This is a genomic window from Desulfobacterales bacterium, assembly GCA_029211065.1.
GTDB lineage: Bacteria > Desulfobacterota > Desulfobacteria > Desulfobacterales > JARGFK01 > JARGFK01.
Map to the genome: position 1 here is coordinate 1 of JARGFK010000098.1, position 17930 is coordinate 17930.

The following is a 17930-nucleotide window of genomic DNA, read 5'->3' on the forward strand; positions in this document are numbered from 1 at the left end:
AGTCATGCATCTTTCAAGTTGCTCAATTTATGCAGGTGAATGGGAAGGATGACCGTTTTTAAAACAATATTTTTCCTGGTTTTGGTTCCCGGACCTCTTCTTATCTGGGCACCTTATAAGATTGCACTTTTGGGCCCAATTTGGCAATTTAACTTGGGGCCCTTTCGTTACGCCGCCTTATTGCCCTGGCTGGCGGGAGCGGTCTTTCTTTTGTGGAGTGCGTTGGATTTTGCTTTAAAGGGGAGGGGGACCCCTGCGCCCATCGATCCCCCAAAGATCATGGTTGCAGAAGGGTTGTACCGGTTCGTTCGAAACCCCATGTATCTGGGGGCGCTGGTCATCCTCTTGGGGCACGTCCTGTGGTTTCAATCTTTCCGGCTGCTGATATATGTGGCTGCGCTGGCGGCCGCTTTTCACCTGTTTGTGGTTTTTTACGAAGAGCCGCATCTGCGCCGAAAGTTCGGGGATTCTTATGAGGGGTATTGCAGAATGGTTTCCCGGTGGATTCCCAAATTAAAAAAGTGACGAGGGGCGAGGGACGAGGGGCGAATGACGAATGAAGAATGACGAGTGACAAGTAACGAGTTGGATGCAAGAAAAATTCCCTTATTTCTCGTGACTATTTACTTGTTACTCGTCACTCGTTACTGTATTTCAGACGGGTGAAAAGACAGCCCGATAAACAACCAGCCCCAGGATGATGGCGGCCAATGTCAGGGTAAAAATCAGTTGACGGGGACTGAATCTTTTCACTTTCATTTTGTTTGCGATCAATCAGGGTCATTCCTTGTCCAGGCCAAAGGCCGTGTGCAGGACCTGGGCTGCCAGTTCTACATATTTTTCCTCAACGACGCAGGAGATCCGGATCTCGGATGTGCTGATCATCAGGATGTTGATATTTTCTTTGGCCAAGGCTGAAAACATGGTGGCCGCCACGCCGTGGTGGCTTCGCATCCCCACCCCCACCACGGAGACTTTGGCGATATTGGTATCACCTATAACCTCTTCGGCGCCAATTTCCTTTGCGATCTTTTTTTCGATTTCCAGCGCTGCTTTGAAGTCCGTTTTGGCGACCGTGAAGGTCAGGTCCGTTTCTCCGCCGGAGCGGGTATTCTGAATAATCATATCCACAAGGATCCCCGCATCCGAGACCGGTGTAAATATCTTTGCGGCAATCCCCGGCTGGTCGGGAACCTTTTTCAGGGTGATGCGCGCTTCGTTTTTGTTTGTCGTAACCCCGGTAACAACAACCCGCTCCATATTGGGCTCTTCATTGACGACCATGGTTCCCACCTCCTCATTAAATGATGACCGCACGTGTACGGCAACGTTGTACTTTTTCGCAAATTCAACTGACCGGATCTGTAAAACCTTGGCGCCGATGCTGGCCATTTCCAGCATTTCATCATAGGCAATCTTATCCAGTTTGCGGGCCTTTTTACAGACATTGGGGTCGGCCGTGTAAACGCCGTCCACATCGGTGTATATTTCACAGGTGTCGGCTTTAAGCGCGGCGGCGATGGCGACGGCCGATGTGTCGGAGCCGCCCCTTCCCAGGGTGGTGATATTGCCCTGGGCGTCGCACCCCTGGAACCCGGCGATGACGACGATGTAACGCTGCCGGAGCAACTCTTTGATCCGTTCCGCGTCAATGTCCAGTATGCGGGCGTTTCCGAAAGCGCAGTCCGTCTTTACCTGGGCCTGAAAGCCGAGGAGAGACTGGGCGGAATACCCCTTGGATTTTAAATTCATGGCCAGCAGGGCGGCGGTGGTTTGTTCGCCGGTGGCCAGCAGAACATCCAACTCGCGTTTGTCTGGCATTTCGGTGATCTGCTTTGCCATATTGATCAGTCCGTCCGTCACGCCGGACATGGCGGAAAGGATGACCGCGACATCATTTCCATCGTCAAAGGCTTTGGCCACCCGCATGGCGACATTCTCAATTCGTTCAAGATTGGCGACAGATGTGCCGCCGAATTTTTGTACGATTAGGCTCATTTCCGCTCCTTATATTTAAATCGAACCACTATCTTTCCACGGCCGGATAACATAATACATCCTTAAATATTTTCAAGCTTTTTTAACAGATTAACAGCCGGATGTCCAGATGCGGTCAAGATGATTTTGCGGAGTGAATCATCCAGAATTTCAAATGCGATGGATAGATATTCAACCAGATCTTCCGGCTGCATCCGGTCGGCCCATTCGATGGCCGTTACCCCGCTGCCGGCGACGATGTCATAAAGCCCGATATCATCAAAATCAACCGGATTCTCGATGCGATACAAGTCCGCATGATATAACGGCAAGCGTCCCGGGTATTCGTTTATCAGGGTGTAAGAGGGGCTGGTGACGATGTATTCTTCCGGTACGCCCAGGCCCCTGGCAAGCCCCTGCACCAGACACGTTTTGCCGCTTCCCAGATCACCGGTCAAGGCCACAATCAGGCCATGGGGCGCCAGAGCGCCTATTTTTCGGCCCAGTGTCCGGGTTTCGCCATCGCCGCGGGAGATTATTTCAAGCCGGTAAGTTATCATCCGTTTAGCAGCTTTTTAATCTGGGCGGGGATGGCATTTATGACATCGCTTGCGAGAAAACCGATGGGGCCGATTTGTTCCGCCAGCCTGTCAGCAGCGGCGCCGTGGAGATATACACCCACATGGGCTGCCGCTTCGGGGGTGTAGCCCTGGGCCAGCAATCCCCCGATAACGCCGGTGAGCACATCTCCCATGCCGCCGGATGCCATCCCGGCATTGCCGGTGGGATTGATGTAAGCTTTGCCGTCCGGATGGGCAATGACGGTGCGTGCGCCTTTCAGAACCACATGTAACTTATATTTACGGGCAAGTTCGCGTGCGCAGGTCAGGCGTTCTGTCTGGACCTGCTGGACGGAAGCGCCCAACAACCGGGCCATTTCTCCCGGATGGGGCGTTAAAATTATCGGGGCGTTTGCGGTTTTGAGCATGTCCATATCCGCGGCCAGATTGTTTAATCCGTCGGCGTCGATCACCATGGGGATGTTCAGGATTGGCAGCATGCGGCGCAGGAGGGATTCGATTTCCGATGAAATTCCGACCCCCGGCCCAAAGACAAGACTCTGTTTTCCGGAAAGCAGACCCTGTATCCGGTCGAAGGCGGCTTCGGCGAACATGGCGTCGACGGTTTCCGGCAGGGCAACTGTCATGGCTTCCAGAACCTGGGTTTCCAGAACCGGATTCAGGCTTGCAGGCACGCCCAGGGTCACCAGGCCTGCGCCGGTCCGCATGGCTGCCGCGGCCGTCATGGCCGCAGCGCCGGTTTTGCCGGGGGAACCGGCCACAACCAGTAAATGACCGGTGGTGCCCTTATGAGCGTCCGAAGACCGCGGGGCAAGCCGGTCCTGTATCATCTCTGCCGTCAGTAAATACTGGGTCGGTCCCACTTCCGCGGCGATATGATCGGGAATTCCGATATCGACAATTTGGAGCCGGCCGGTATAGTCTGCGCCGGGCAGCAGCACGTGCCCGATTTTGGCAAAGCCGAAGGTCGCAGTGGTATGGGCGCGGATACAGGCGCCGCGGGGGTGTCCGCTATCGCTGTCCAGACCGGAGGGGATGTCCACGGAAAAAACCGGCCGGTTCCGGGCGTTGATAAAATCGATGATTTCCCTGAAGTACCCATCCACATCCGATTTCAAACCGGTCCCCAGAATGGCATCGACCCAGATATCCTGATGGCGCATGGCTGTTTTGTATTTTTTAAAAGCGTTTCGGTCCGGTATTTCATCCACCGGGATGCCCAGGGGCTTGAGCAGTTTGAGATTGGCCGCGGCATCGCCCTTGACCGTTTTGCCTTCGGCCAGAAGAAATACGCGTACAGGGACGCCTTTTTGAAACAAACAGCGCGCCATGACAAAACCGTCGCCGCCGTTGTTGCCGCGGCCGGCAATGACCGCCACCTTTTTATCGGTCAGCCCGGAAAAGGTCTGAAGCAGCACCCGGGTCGCGCCGCGGCCGGCGTTTTCCATCAGCAGCCGGCCGGGGAGACCGAATGTTTCAATGGTTCGGCGATCCATCTCCTGCATTTCACCGGCGGTGACGAGATACATGGCATAGCCTCCTGTTAAAGTTTGAAATTAAAAATGTCATTATCGAACCGGTTGTAATCCTGGTAGCGTAATATTTCGTAGAGACGTTTGCGGTGCTGCATTTTCGGAAGCAGCTCTTCCTGGGTCCCCTTTGCAAGGATCTCCGCCAGACCCTCTTCAGCCGCCTTCATGGCCAGCCGCAGCGTCGTAACCGGATAGATGACAATGTTGTAGCCCAGCGCCTGCAGGGTTTTATAGCTTAACAGCTTTGTTTTGCCGAATTCCGTCATGTTGGCCAGCAGCGGAACCGGCATGGCGCTGCGGAATTTCTGGAACTCAGCTTCATCCTGCAGGGCTTCCGGAAAAATCATGTCCGCGCCGGCATTCACATAGGCTTTGGCCCGGGCAATGGCTTGGGGCAGCCCTTCCGTGGCACGGGCATCGGTCCGGGCGATCAATACAAAATTGGGGTCGCGCCTGGCGGCTGCGGCGGCCTTGATTTTTTTTATCATGGCGTCGGGGTCCACCAGAACTTTGTTGTCCAGGTGTCCGCAGCGCTTGGGATGGACCTGGTCTTCCAGGTGGCAGCCGCACAGCCCCAGTTCTTCCATTTCCTGGATGGTGCGGGCAACATTCATGGGCTCGCCGAAACCGGTATCGATATCGATGATCGCAGGCAGGTCCGATACGCGGGCGATTGCCCGTCCCCGCTGGGAAACCTCGCTCAAAGTCGTCAGCCCGATATCAGGCAGCCCCAGGTCATTTGAAAGCACGCCGCCGGAAATATAAATGCCGTCAAAACCCATCTGCTCAATGAGCATGGCCACCAGGGGTGAAAAAGCGCCGGGAAAACGCAGCAATTTATTTTGTTGCAGGGCGGCGCGAAACTCAAACCTTTTTTGTTGAATCGGTTTTTTTGCGTACAGCATTAGAAAATACCCCTCTGATCACGGGTTTTGCTTTCGAGTTTGCGCTGGGGGACCTGGATACTCAGCTGCCGGATGGCTTCAGGCTCCAGGTCCGGTATTTGCTGAACCCTTTGGATAAAGCGATTTCGTTCGTTTGCGGTAATAATGCCTTCCGTCAGGGTGTCGAATTTGTTTATATAATCATTTCGGCCAAAGGGTCTGGCACCGGCCGGATGGGCATCTGCCAGCGCAATTTCATCTTTAAGCGATTCGCCGTTTTTAAACGTGACCACCACCGCTGCACCAAAGGCTTTGCGCCGCGGGTTCGGGTCATGATAGCGGCGGGTCCAATCGGGGTCTTCAACGGTGCGGATCTTATGCCAGAGCCTGACCGTATCCGGCCGGCAAGCCCTTTCGGGCGCATAACTGTGGACATGATGCCAGATACCGTCCTGGAGCGCAACCGCAAAGATGTACATGATGCTGTGATCAAGGGTTTCCCGGCTGGCGCCGGGGTCGAGTTTCTGAGGGTCGCCGGCGCCGCTGCCGATAACGTGATGGGTATGATGGCTGGTGTGGATGATAATGCCGTCGACATCATCAAGGTTTGTTATTTTTGATCGCAGTCTGAATGCCAGATCGATCAGGGCCTGGGCCTGGTATTCGGCCGAGTGCGCTTTGGTGTAGGATTCCAGGATGGCTGCTCTGGGTTCCCCTGCTTCCGGCAGCGGCACCTGATACTCGGCGGCGGGGCCGGCCAGCAGATAGGCAATGACGCCGTCTTCACCTTCGTAAATGGGGGACGGACTCTTTTCTCCGCGCATGGCCCGGTCAACGGCTTCAATGGCCAGTTTGCCGGCATGGGCCGGGGCATAGGCTTTCCAGCTTGAGATTTCGCCTTTGCGCGACTGCCGGGTGGTGCAGGTAACATGCAGGGCCTGCTGGACGGCCTGATAAATGACATCCGTGTTCAGCCCCAGCAGGCGGCCGATTCCGGCAGCCGCAGACGGCCCCAGATGGGCGATGTGGTCGATTTTGTGCCGGTGCAGGCAAATGCTTTTCACCAGACCGATCTGGATCTCATAGGCGGTTGCAACCGCCTGAATCAGGTCTTTGCCGGAGCGGCTGCATTGCTGGGCAACCGCCAGAATCGGCGGGATGTTGTCGGCCGGATGGGAATAGTCCGCCGCCAGAAACGTATCATGCATGTCCAGTTCGCGTACGGCAGTGCCGTTGGCCCAGGCCGCCCATTCGGCGGCAAATGTCTTTCCGGCGGGAAGGCCGAACACGGTGGCCCCGGACCGCCGGGGGTGCGCCAGGGCCTGGGAGCGGGCGCTGCAGACCGCCTGCCGGTTAATGGCGGCAACGGCAACGGCCGCATTATCGATGATGCGGTTGATGATCATGCTTTCAACGGCAGCGGTTATGGGGGCGCTATGGGCGGCAACTTCGGCCAGTTTCCAGGCCAGCTGGTTTTCTTTGGGGAGTTTTGCTTTTGAAGGGTATACCCGCACTGTATGAATCTTCACGAAATTTTCTCCAAACACCCAGAGCACCCAAGTATTTCAGCAACAACGTAAAATACAATTAAGTTTACAAGAAGTTATATTGAAAGCAATAAAAAAACGTTGGGAAGCCGATCACGGCGGTTATAGCGGTTGTCAAAAAAACGTTCCGTTATACCAACGTTTTTTTATACAACCGCTTATACCGCAATTCATTGTTTCGGAACTTTATTATGGAAAGCGGTATAGCCTTTCCCGCAAGGGGAATCAGACCGCTTGATTTTCACACTTGTTTGCCGGAATCCAAAACAAAAAAAACCTTGACAAGCGAATGGGGTAGATACTAACTTGGTCTTACCGGTCAAATAGGTTAAAAATATCGCTTAAATCAAACAAGTTATGCTCTTTATTCATCAGATCTGTTCATCAGCAACTAATGGCTGAGCCATTTTTATAAATCTTAAACAATAAAAAACAGTCCCTTTTTGTTAAATACTCGCGGGTATTTTCGCGCGGCAATCTGCAGTTTTGATGCCCGCTGCAATATCCGATATTTCAACAGTGGGGGTGTTTTTACAGGGTCTGGATACTGCATTCCTGAATTTAATGCGATCCGGGGAATTGTGTTTTTAACCGTATAAAGGAGGTGTCCATGAAAAGAAGAGAAAATGAAAACTTTTTGTTCATGAACCGTCGGGAATTCATTAAAACGACCGGTGTTGTCGGGGGTGCCGCCATGCTGGGGATCAACCCGCTCCAGGCGCTGATCGCCGAGGCAGCGGTGGAGCCGATGAACAGCGCCACTTTGGCTGAACAGGAAAAACTGTACGCGGCTGCCAAGAAAGAAGGCCAGGTTACCCTCTATCAATCCTCCTCGACCAAGGCCGGCAGCGCTCTGGCAAAGGCTTTTATGAAAAAATATCCCGGGGTGAAATGTAATGTCTACCGGGGCGGGAGCGTCAAATGTCATACCAAGCTGGATACCGAGTGGCGGGCCGGCAAGACTGTTTGCGATGTGCTTCACACATCCCTTTACAGTGCGTTTCTGACGATGACCGACGAGGGCCGCTTCATGAAATACGAATCCCCTGAAATCAAGAACTACTGGGAAAAGTGGACCAACCCGGAATATTTTGCACCGGTGCGGTTCACGACCATGGCGATTGCCTGGAATTCGGATATCGTCTCCGATGCGGACGCACCCAAGTCCTACGCTGAAGGGGCGAAGCTGGCACAGAAAGAAGAATGGTTCGGCAAGATCGCCATCGGCGACCCGCATGGCAGCGCCAATGCCCTGGCCTGGGTCTATTCACTGGTGAAACATCACGGGGAGACCGCCTGGGACTGGTTCCGGGCCTGGGGTGAAGCCGATGCCGGCACCTTTACCAGTCATGGTTCCATGGACAAGGAAATCCTGGCCGGGAAGTACCCCGTATCCATGGAGGATCTCGATTACCGCATCAATGAAAATATGATCAAGGGAACGCCTTTAAAAGGCTACTGGCCCAAAGAAGGCGTGGCCGTGGGCCCGGGCCCGTGCGCCATCATCAAGGAATCACCCAACCCCAATGCCGCCAAGCTCTTCTATAACTATTTTCTGTCTTCCGAGGGATGCCAGGCATTTCAAAAGGGCGGCTCCAGCAATACCGGCCGCAAAACGGGTATGATGAAATTCAAGCATATGCCCGGGTATGACGACCTCAATATCATCGACATCGATTACCGCCAGCTGGATGCGGATACCAAGGACCTGCTGGCGAAATTCGAACAGGTTTTCGGTGCGGCCAAGAAAAAGGCCAGAGCCAAATAGGAGTTGAAGATATATCCCCATGGCCGGGCTTGTCGAAGTAAACAGCCCGGCCAATTTTTCACAATAACCCTTTCTGTCTCCGTGAAGTGAAATCGATTGTTGAGAGGCTATGATCCATGAAACGAATCATTCCATATCTAAGGCTCCTTTCGCGTCGGGATTCCATCCTCGTTATCGTTATCGCCGTCATGATCGGTGTGACGGTGATTTACCCCCTTTCCATTATGGTTTACGGGACGTTTAAATCCACGCCGCCGGGAGAACCGTCGCCGCTTTCATTTGATAACTACAAGCGGATGTTTGACGCCGACTGGTTCTGGGTTGAACTGGGCCACACGGTCTGGATATCTATCGGCGGCACCCTTCTGGGGGTTTTTCTGGGGGTAAGCCTGGCCTGGATCGTCACCCGTACCGATACGCCCTGGGCGGGCAAACTGGAAATCCCCCTGATTGTACCGTTTTTTCTTTCACCCTTTATCGGGGCACTGGCATGGACCGGCCTGGCCTCGAATGATTACGGCCTGATCAACGGGTGGTTTGACATCCTTTTCGGGGTGCGCCCCTTTGAAATCTTCGGCCCCTGGGGCATTATCTGGGTCATGGGGATTTATTATTCCCCTTATGCCTTTCTGATTGTCTCGGGCACCCTGCGCAACATGGATCCCACCCTGGAGGAAGCGGCCCTCAGCGCCGGCGCCACCAAGCCCCAGACCATGCTGCGTATTACCCTGCCGCTGATGGCGCCCGGTATTCTGGCGTCAGCCCTCCTGATTTTCGTAGCGGCGGCGGAGCAGTTCGGTATTCCCAGCGTACTGGGGATGAACCAGCGCTGGTTTGTCCTGACCACTCGAATTTTCTACCTGCTGCAGGAATATCCCCAGGATTATTCCATGGGCGCCACGGTGGCTATGGTGATGCTGTTTTTTACCGGCAGCATGGTGTACCTGCGCAATCGAATTATGAAAGGCAAAGAGTTTGTGACCGTCGGCGGTAAAAGTTTTCGGCCCCATGTCATTCCCCTGGGCAAATGGCGCTATTTCACCCTGAGCTATCTGTTGGGGTATATTCTGCTGGTGGTCATTCTGCCTTTCGGCACCTTTATTGCGATATCTTTTTTTAAATTCTGGAGCATCCACCCCAAACTGAAATACCTCACCCTTGAAAACTGGCAGTATATCCTTTTTGAATATCCCAATACGTGGACTGCTGTTAAAAATTCGCTTTTTCTTTCGATTGTGGGCGCCGCCATTGCCGTCATGATCAGCGCAATCATTGCCTGGGTGGTGGTCCGGACCAAAGCTTTCGGCAAGGATGCCCTGGACACCGTCGCCACCCTGCCGGTAGCCGTGCCGGGGCTGATCCTGGGTGTGGCTTATATGTGGGCCTGGATCCGTTCGCCCATACCCATTTACGGCACCATTTGGATTCTGATGATCGCCTATGTGTCCCGCTTTATCCCTTACAGCCTGCGGTCCATCGAAAGCACCCTGCGCCAGATCGACAAAACCCTGGAGGAGTCGGCCAATATTTCGGGCGCTACCTGGATCCGCACATTCCGGTCGGTGTCTTTGCCGCTGCTCAAACCCGGGCTGGTGGCCGGCTTTATTCTGCTGTTTGTCACCTTTATGCGCGAGTTGAGCTGCTCGATCCTCCTGTATTCCAGCGGCAGCGAGGTGATGAGCGTGACCATGTTCGACCTGTGGCACGATGGCATGTTCCCGCACCTTGCCGCTATCGGAACAATGCAGCTTTTATTGACGGCTGTCTGCCTGATACTTTTTTCGTGGGTTTTCAAAATACGCATTACCGATGTTGTTCGCTAAGAAAATAATGGAGGGGCTGATCAAATGCCGGATGTCAGAATAGAAAAACTAATCAAAAGATTTGGAAATGTTACCGCCATAGATGGAGTGGACATTCATATCCCGGACGGTAAAATCGTGACCCTGCTGGGACCTTCAGGATGCGGCAAGACCACGACCTTGCGCTGCCTGGCCGGGTTTGAAAATGCCGATGAAGGACAGATTTGGATCGGAGACCGGCTTGTTTTCGATTCCGGGCAAAAAATTAATATTTCACCCCAGAAAAGAGGGATGGGCATGGTTTTCCAGTCCTACGCGGTCTGGCCGCACATGTCTGTTTTTGAGAATATTGCCTTTCCACTTCGGATTCGAAAAGCGTCCGGGAGTGAAGTCAATGAGCGGGTGCTGCGGGCCATGCAGATGGTGGGTATCGAGGAGTTAAAGGACCGGCTGCCCAGCGAGATAAGCGGCGGGCAGCAGCAGCGGGTGGCGTTTGCCCGGGCCATCGTATATGAACCTGCCGTGTTATTGCTGGATGAGCCCCTCAGCAACCTGGATGCCAAGTTAAGGGAGCAGATGCGGTTTGAGATTCTGGAATTGCAGCGCAAAATCGGGGTTACGACGGTATACGTAACGCACGATCAGGAAGAAGCCATGGTCCTTTCCGACGAAGTATTGGTCATGGAATTTGGCAAAGTCATCCAACGGGGTGATCCCGAAGAGATTTATTTTGACCCTGTCAATGAATTTGTGGCTGATTTTATCGGCAAGATTAACTTTTTACGCGCTTCCGTTTTAAGCCGCCGGGACGATGGATCTGTTGTCAGCATCGAAGAGGAAAGTTTTCGGACAAAAGTTCAAACAACCCGCACCAATTATGCGGAAGGTCAAAAGGTGCTGGCATCGGTCCGACCGGAAAATATCATTATTTATCCCGATAAGCCCCAGAACGAAGTCAACACCTGGCCAGCCCGGCTGGTCCGGAAAAACTTTCTGGGTGGATTATTTGATATGGTGGTCGAAGTCAAGGGCAAGGAGCTGCGGTGCCGAACCCCCTTTAGAGTCAAGGCAAAAAGCGGATCCGATATCTATATTCAGATTGACCCCAAAGATGTATTGCTGATCGGCGTTAAGAATGGGGCTAAAATTAGACAGACATAATAGATGCGCCGACGGTCGCATTTCGAATTGCTAAAAACTCACGAATAAATGAGCATAATGTCCAACAGGGCCTCGATCCATAGAAGAGAGCGGGGTTTTGTTATTTTTATACGTATGCTGGAAAGGAATGAAGATGCTTAAAGTTGCTTTGATGCCGGGAGACGGTATCGGCCCTGAGATAACCGCCGCCGCCGTGGAAGCTATCGAGGCTGCCGGTGTCAATGTCGAGTGGGTGGAGATTTTAGGAGGCGCAGCGGCGATACGGCAGCAACCGGGGACCCCGCTACCGGATGAATCCCTGGAAACCTATATCGAATGCGGGGTATGTTTAAAAGGACCGGTTGCGGTTGAGATGGAAGATGCCATGATCACGCCCGGCTGGCGGCGCGGGATTCCCGGCGGAAGACCGCCCAGATCCTACAACAGTGTTCAGAATGCGCTCAGAAGGGAAGGCGGCGGATTTGCCGCCGTCCGACTGGCCCGCAATTTTAAAGGCGTTCCGGCTCCCATCCAGGGCCTCGATATCGTTGTCGTTCGGGAGATCAGTGAAGATATTTATATCGCCCATGAATATACCACCGGGGATGATACGGCCGTGGCCCTGAAAATCATTACCCGCCGGGCCAGCGAAAAAGTGGTTCGATTCGCGTTTGAACTAGCCCGGACCCATGGCAGGAAAAAAGTGACTGCCGTGCATAAGGCCAATGTGCTCAAGCAGACCGACGGTCTTTTCTTGAGGGTTGCCAGGGAGATTGCCCCCGCCTATCCTGAAATCGTATTTGAAGACAGGTATGTGGATGCCAGCTGTGCGCTGGTGGTTGCCCGGCCGGCCCTTTTTAGTGTGGCGGTCATGCCGAACCAGTATGGGGACATCATGTCGGATCTGTGTTCTTCGGCGGCCGGCAGCCTGGGGCTCGGGGCCGGTGCGACCTACGGGACGGAAGCATCTTTATTCGAACCGGTTCACGGTACAGCCCCGGATATCGCCGGAAAAGGGATTGCCAATCCGGTTTCACAGATCCTCAGCGGTGTTCTGATGCTGCGTCATTTAGGAGAAGAGGCGGCAGCGGCCAAAATTGAACAGGCCGTTGCGGACGCGCTGTTGAATCCTGAAAATCATACCCCCGACCTGGGCGGAAAAGCGACCACCCGGGAGCTGACCCGGTCGATCGTTGAGCGGGTTTAGCTTTCGTCTTTTACACAGGGGACACAGCTGACCGCCTGGGGCAGGACCAGCACCCGGGCATGCGGCCCTTTCAGGGCCAGGGCGGCGTCAATGGCGGCTTGGGCGGTTGCCGCCGGCTTGAAAAACATCTGGGAGGCCTCTTCCGCAGGGATTCCGTCGCAGAAAATATGGACGCTGTAATGCGCCAGCGCCCTGGCGCACATAAATGCCTTAGAGGAGTGGTCCTTGGTAAATCCTTCACACTCAAAGCGGGCAATCACGTCCCGCGGAGTTTCAGCCTGTTTGAGCCAGTCGGCGTATTTGCCGATGCCGTCGCGGCATTCGGCCAGCAACACGATGGCCCCATCGGCTGCGACAACCATCTCGGCGGTGGACATGGCCTTTTGGGACTGGTGCAGATCGATATCCCGGGGATATCCGCCGGGGGTGACAATCACCACATCAAATTGATGGGGAAGATCCAGCTGCCAGCTTTTCCGGCAGATGGAAACGCCATTCGCGTGGGCCGTTTCCAGTTCGCCGGCAACGGCCGCCACCACCTGGCCGCATGAATTCTTGACGACATTCAGAATGAAATCGACCCCGACCTTGCGGGCGACCTTTACGGCTTCTTCGTGAAAGGGATTTCCTTTCATCCACCCATAGGCCGGATGATAAGGGCGAATCGGCAGGGAATGATGCTGGTTTAAGGATTTCAATCCGGCAACCCCCGGCATGACGCTTTTGCGGCCGCCGCTGTAGCCGGCGCCGTGGTGCGGCGTAATCAGGCCGGTTGCAATTTTAAATGCGCCCTTGGCCACCAGCCGGTTGATCCATACCGGCAGCCCCGAATCCGTATGGCCGAGGCTGGTGAGATTGTCGCGGTCGTCGCAGTCATGATTGACAACCCGCAGCCGGGAAGCCAGGCCGGGGCCGATCATGGCCTTGATTTCTTCGCCGGTGTTGGGGCGGTGGTTTCCCGTGGCAATGACGACCGTGACCTTGTCTTCGTTTATTCCGGCAACGGACAAATCCCGGAGCAATTCTTCCAGCATGATGCCGCTGGGGGCAGGCCGGGTGATATCGTTGATCACAATGACCGCATCTGATTTGCCTGCGGCCAGCTGCGTCAAAAGGGGCGTGCCGATGGGGTTGTCGATGGCCCTGCGGATTTCAGTCCGGATGTCCGCAACGCCGGCCAGGTCCTCCGGAATTACCACCCGGGCATGATCCGGAACCTCAACCGCCAGAGAAGTATCGCCGTATGGCAGTTCTATTTTCATGAAAACCTCAATGCTTAAAAAGTTTTTGGTTTCTGTCCGTCCTGCGTCCCGATACCATACTGAAAAATATTCAAAAAACAATAAAAAATGTCAGTCGATTAGATGGGCGGTATTTTTGACAACAGCGACAACATCCATTTGGTTGGCGCTGGGGTGAAAACGTGTTATGAATCGACAGCTTAAAAGGATGATACGGTCGATTCTGTGGTCGACTTGAGACTTTTATAAAAAAGGGGGGCAAATGGAGGCGATTTATCAACGTTGGTTTTATGAGAAACAGGCTGAAACCGCTATAAAGAACCTTCGCAGAAATTGTTTTGAAGCCAAGTACATACCGGACGCCAAGGCTGCTTTCAAAGAGATTATGGGGCGGGTTTCAAAGGAGGCCTGCATCGGAGTGGGCGACTCGCTGACCCTGAAAGAGATCGGCGTCATTGATGCACTTGAAAAAGGCGGCTATCAGCTGCTGAATCCCTGGAAAAAAGGGATCACCCGCCCGGAGAGCCTGGCCTTAAGAAGAAAAGCGCTGACCTCGGATATTTTTCTGACGGGTACGAACGCCGTGACCCTGGATGGAAAGCTGGTGAGCATCGACGGCCTGGGAAATCGCGTGGCCGGGATGATCTTCGGTCCGCTGAAAGTCGTTGTGGCTGTCGGGGCCAACAAGATCGTCGCCAACGTTGAGGAGGCCATCGCCCGGGTTAAAAACATCGCCGCTCCGATTAATGCGCATAAGCACGACCTGAAGCCGCCTTTTCGGTCTCCCTGCACCGATACCGGGTTCTGCAGCGAGTGCCGCCCGCCCGCCCGGCTGTGTTGCAACACGGTCATCATCGAAGGCTGCTCAAGGGATCAGGAGCGGATCTGTGTCCTGATCATCGGTGAACCTTTGGGTTTTTAGAGCGCATGGCAAATCCCCGTCCAAAGAGGCTGTGTCGTAATTATAAAAACAAGCATTCCAAGATTTTTCGTCATTCCGGGCTTGACCCGGAATCCAGAATATTTTCAAGTTGATGTTCACCTGGATGCCGGATCAGGTCCGGCATGACATGGAAAAAAAGATTCAATTTTAACAATTACGATACAGTCTCAAAGGGGGGGCGGAGGGATTTAAAAAGCTCTCCGGCACTAAATGCAATCGCCCGGCTTAGTTTTGGCATCCACTGGGAATTGTTAGGTCAGACATGATTACGCAGCTGCAGCGCTACGGGATGGGGTTGCAGATAGAACTGGCCGCTCAGATAGGGCTGTTGGTATTTTCGGATATAATGATTGATCAGCGTGACCGGTACGACCAGGGGCACATGGCCGGCGCGATATTGATCGATAATTTGGAGCATCTCCTGCTTTTCATCGGCTGAAGTCTGCTTTTTAAAATAACCCATCAGGTGCTGCAATACATTCGTGTTCTTTTGAATGGTGGTTTTGTGCTTGAGGGCTTCCAGCAGGGCGGCTTCATAGATCCGGAATAATTCTCCGGGAGGGTACTCTTTGGCGGCTGCCACCAGTTTGCCCATGAAGCGGTAATGCTTCTGGCTGTGGGAAAGAATCAAAAGTTTGTGCCGGGTATGAAAGTCGACCAGATCGCCGATACGTTTACGACCGGATGAGATCCGGCGCCAGCGTTGCAATGTAAAAATGCGTTCGATAAAATTCTCCCTGATTTTGGGGTCATGAAGACGGCCGTCGTCTTCCACCGGAATCAGCGGAAACTGTTTCATGAAGGCTGCGGCGAAAAGGCCGCTCCCTTTTTTGACGGGCATCCCTTTTTCATTAAAGACATTCACCCGTTCCATGCCGCTGCTGGGGGACTTGCTTTTGAAAATAAAGCCGCAGAGATTTTCCTTTTGGAGCGCCTTCAGCCGCAGTTTGGCCCACTGCAGCATCTGATCGGTGACGTCTTTTTTGGTTTTGGTCGTTACCAGGCGGGGCGCATGAACTTCACCCTCAAGGTGCATGGATTCACGCGGGACCCCCAGGCCGCACTCCGCCTCAGGGCAGACCGGTACAAAGGAGACATACAGACCGAGGGTGTCGGTTATAAAGCGGTCCAGTTTGTGACCGCCGTCATAACGCACGTTTTGACCCAGAAGGCAGGCGCTCACCCCGATTTTAAACGTATTTTCCATATGGATTTGCCTTTCGCTGAAAAATGTTTTTCCTATAAATGGCGGTTTTTAGGGTAACGTTTGCTTTCATTTCGGCTGCTCCGTTGCGGCGGCTTCCTTTAGCGGCTGTTGCCGCAACCGCAGATCCAGCCAGTCGTTCAATTCCAGAATCCGCCGGGTCATAAAATAGCGGCCGTCGGCAAAGGCACTGTAGTCGCCGCCGCCGGCCATGGCAGCGCTGAACCGGATGGTGTTGGCATAAAAGAGCCAGGTATCGGTCCATATTTTTTCAACGGTCTCATCAAAGGGGTTGGCGCTGCGATCCAGGCCCTGTGCCAGGCCGTGTTGCCAGATATCCGCCATGATTTGGGTCGCTGTGGCGGTGGCGGCATTGGTTTCAGCGATGGTGCTTTCATGTCGCTGCCAGTGCCCCCGGACCCAGCGGTCGTCATGGCAGCTGCGGCAGACGGCCTGCATGGTTTCGGTCCGTTTTTTGCGGGTCTCGGTATCGATGAGGAAATCAGCGGCAGGATCACCGCCGAAATCGGTGGGCAGCGGCAGCCCGTCCTTGTTTCGGATAAGGGTGGTATCCGGTTCTTTGGGCTGCGGGTGGGCATAAATCAGGCCGAAAATCCGCCAGCTCAGCCGGTCGCTCATCTGGTGGGTCCGTTTGGCGATGACCGACCCTTCCGTATTCACCAGCAGGCTGACATGACAGGCGGCGCAGGTGGGCGCTTTGAAATCTTTTCCGATTGACCAGGGAACCGGTTGAAAATCCCATTTTGAATGCATCGCTGAAAATATATTTCCATGTTTGCTGGCGCTATAGACCTTATATGCGGGGACGTCGGGGCCGGCATGGCATTCCTTGCACGTATACGGCTTTCTGGCCATTTCGATGGAAAACGTATGGCGGGTATGACAGGCTGAGCAGGATCCGAGGCTGTCGTCCAGGTTCACACGCCCGACCCCCTGGTTGGGCCAGCCGGAGATGACGGGAAACTGCATTTCTCCCATATCCGTATCCCTGGTTTCAAACCCGGATACTTTCAAACGGGTTCCATGGCAGTAGTAGCAGGTTTCAGCTTGGGTGTCCGGATGGGAAGGCGCAAAACGGATACGGCCACCGGTCCGTTCAGGTTTGCCGATGATGGACTGTTCCAGTGCGTTATAAACCGGGTTTTCCGCCAGATTCTTGTAGGCATGGGCCATGATATTTCCGGAATACTGAGATTCTTCTTCGGTATGGCAGACGGCGCAGTCTTTCGGGCTGACCACCATATGAACTTCGTGGCCCATGTGATCGACGGTATCCTTGTGGGCGGCAGGTCTGAGGGTATGACATTCCGCACACCCCACTGCAACGGATTGTAAATCAGCCGGGACGGATTTGCTGGAAACTTTAAGGCCAAGGCCTGAGACGGCGGCTGCCTCCCCGGGCGTCATGCGGGCATGGCGGCTCTGTTTCCAGTCTTCCACAATGCCGGGATGGATGACCGCGTGACAATCCAGACACTCCTGGGTGGCGTCGCTGACGGGGGCTGCAAGGCAGAGTCCGTTCATGGCTGTTAAGATCAAGAGCAGCAATGAGAAATATCTAACCACTTTTTTCATGTTAATCTCCTTAATCTTTATCAGTATTATTTGGACTTTGTTATCTACGATCACACAAATTTCTGGTCGAGAGGGTTGTTTTTTCGAAAGGGAAAAATAATCACTGAAGCATATTTTATACAAAAAAGTTTTTCTGGCAACCAAAAATAACAGATTGCGCGCCAATAATCCAATGGATGCTCCTTTTATCCTTATTGCGCTTTTCATTGCGCCTTTTGACGGACCCTCGAAACAGCGTTGACTAATATGCCATATTGTGGCACACTTTTTTTAAACACGTTCATGCCCATTTAAAACCCTCTGCCCCCTTTTAGCTATAGCCAAAACTATTTTCTCATCGGAAGGGGGGGGAATTCATGATCAATTTGCTCCTTGCCGAGGCGGACATGACTTTTGACGATAAAGACCTTTTCTGCCAAGACCTGCCCACAAGACCGCAACCGGAAATTGGAAAAATTCTTGTCACCGGCGCCACCGGTTATATTGGAGGACGATTGGTTCCCGAGCT

At 53.7% G+C, this 17930-nt stretch carries 14 protein-coding genes; 6 read left to right on the plus strand and 8 right to left on the minus strand.

The features are described 5' to 3' along the window. Positions 1–153 precede the first annotated feature (153 nt). Complete coding sequence (locus tag P1P89_17740; GenBank protein MDF1593358.1) at positions 154–525, plus strand: isoprenylcysteine carboxylmethyltransferase family protein; 372 nt, start codon at positions 154–156, stop codon at positions 523–525. 255 nt (positions 526–780) lie between these two features. On the opposite strand, the gene P1P89_17745 is transcribed toward P1P89_17740, so the two are convergent. From P1P89_17745 to P1P89_17765, 5 genes are all read right to left on the minus strand, one after another. Next, positions 781–1998 carry an aspartate kinase gene (locus P1P89_17745; protein ID MDF1593359.1) on the minus strand — a complete coding sequence of 406 codons (1218 nt, stop codon included), beginning with the start codon at positions 1996–1998 and terminating at the stop codon, positions 781–783. Between the two features lie 62 nt (positions 1999–2060). After that, a complete protein-coding gene (tsaE, locus tag P1P89_17750) occupies positions 2061–2537 on the minus strand; it encodes a tRNA (adenosine(37)-N6)-threonylcarbamoyltransferase complex ATPase subunit type 1 TsaE (protein MDF1593360.1) in 477 nt (158 codons plus the stop codon). Continuing rightward, entirely contained in the window at positions 2534–4087 is a 1554-nt protein-coding gene (locus P1P89_17755) for an NAD(P)H-hydrate dehydratase (protein MDF1593361.1), read from the minus strand. The genes tsaE and P1P89_17755 overlap by 4 nt, the downstream gene beginning before the upstream one ends. Before the next feature lie 14 nt (positions 4088–4101). Beyond that, the gene (gene prpB, locus P1P89_17760; protein ID MDF1593362.1) at positions 4102–4995 is read right to left on the minus strand and encodes a methylisocitrate lyase; all 894 of its coding nucleotides are present in this window, start codon (positions 4993–4995) and stop codon (positions 4102–4104) included. Beyond that, complete coding sequence (locus tag P1P89_17765) at positions 4995–6503, minus strand: MmgE/PrpD family protein (GenBank protein MDF1593363.1); 1509 nt, start codon at positions 6501–6503, stop codon at positions 4995–4997. The genes prpB and P1P89_17765 overlap by 1 nt, the downstream gene beginning before the upstream one ends. A gap of 628 nt (positions 6504–7131) precedes the next feature. On the opposite strand from P1P89_17765, the gene P1P89_17770 reads away from it, so the two are divergent. From P1P89_17770 to P1P89_17785, 4 genes are all read left to right on the plus strand, one after another. Next, positions 7132–8289 carry a substrate-binding domain-containing protein gene (locus P1P89_17770; protein ID MDF1593364.1) on the plus strand — a complete coding sequence of 386 codons (1158 nt, stop codon included), beginning with the start codon at positions 7132–7134 and terminating at the stop codon, positions 8287–8289. Between the two features lie 116 nt (positions 8290–8405). Further along, positions 8406–10112: an iron ABC transporter permease gene (locus P1P89_17775; protein MDF1593365.1), complete on the plus strand. Its 1707-nt coding sequence runs from the start codon at positions 8406–8408 to the stop codon at positions 10110–10112. A gap of 24 nt (positions 10113–10136) precedes the next feature. Beyond that, on the plus strand, positions 10137–11252 hold the full coding sequence (locus tag P1P89_17780) for an ABC transporter ATP-binding protein (GenBank protein ID MDF1593366.1): 1116 nt from the start codon (positions 10137–10139) through the stop codon (positions 11250–11252). A gap of 133 nt (positions 11253–11385) precedes the next feature. Continuing rightward, positions 11386–12438, plus strand: a complete 1053-nt coding sequence (locus tag P1P89_17785) for an isocitrate/isopropylmalate dehydrogenase family protein (protein ID MDF1593367.1) — start codon at positions 11386–11388, stop codon at positions 12436–12438. Here P1P89_17785 and larA read toward each other — a convergent pair. Then, on the minus strand, positions 12435–13700 hold the full coding sequence (gene larA / locus P1P89_17790) for a nickel-dependent lactate racemase (GenBank protein ID MDF1593368.1): 1266 nt from the start codon (positions 13698–13700) through the stop codon (positions 12435–12437). The genes P1P89_17785 and larA overlap by 4 nt on opposite strands. A gap of 241 nt (positions 13701–13941) precedes the next feature. Here larA and P1P89_17795 point away from each other — a divergent pair, with 241 nt between their 5' ends. Next, positions 13942–14601, plus strand: coding sequence for a lactate utilization protein (locus P1P89_17795; GenBank protein MDF1593369.1), 660 nt, complete (start codon positions 13942–13944; stop codon positions 14599–14601). Positions 14602–14878: 277 nt separating this feature from the next. On the opposite strand, the gene P1P89_17800 is transcribed toward P1P89_17795, so the two are convergent. Together P1P89_17800 and P1P89_17805 are read right to left on the minus strand one after the other, a co-directional pair. Then, complete coding sequence (locus P1P89_17800; GenBank protein ID MDF1593370.1) at positions 14879–15829, minus strand: DUF523 and DUF1722 domain-containing protein; 951 nt, start codon at positions 15827–15829, stop codon at positions 14879–14881. A gap of 66 nt (positions 15830–15895) precedes the next feature. Beyond that, positions 15896–17422 carry a multiheme c-type cytochrome gene (locus P1P89_17805; protein MDF1593371.1) on the minus strand — a complete coding sequence of 509 codons (1527 nt, stop codon included), beginning with the start codon at positions 17420–17422 and terminating at the stop codon, positions 15896–15898. Positions 17423–17930: the final 508 nt, after the last annotated feature.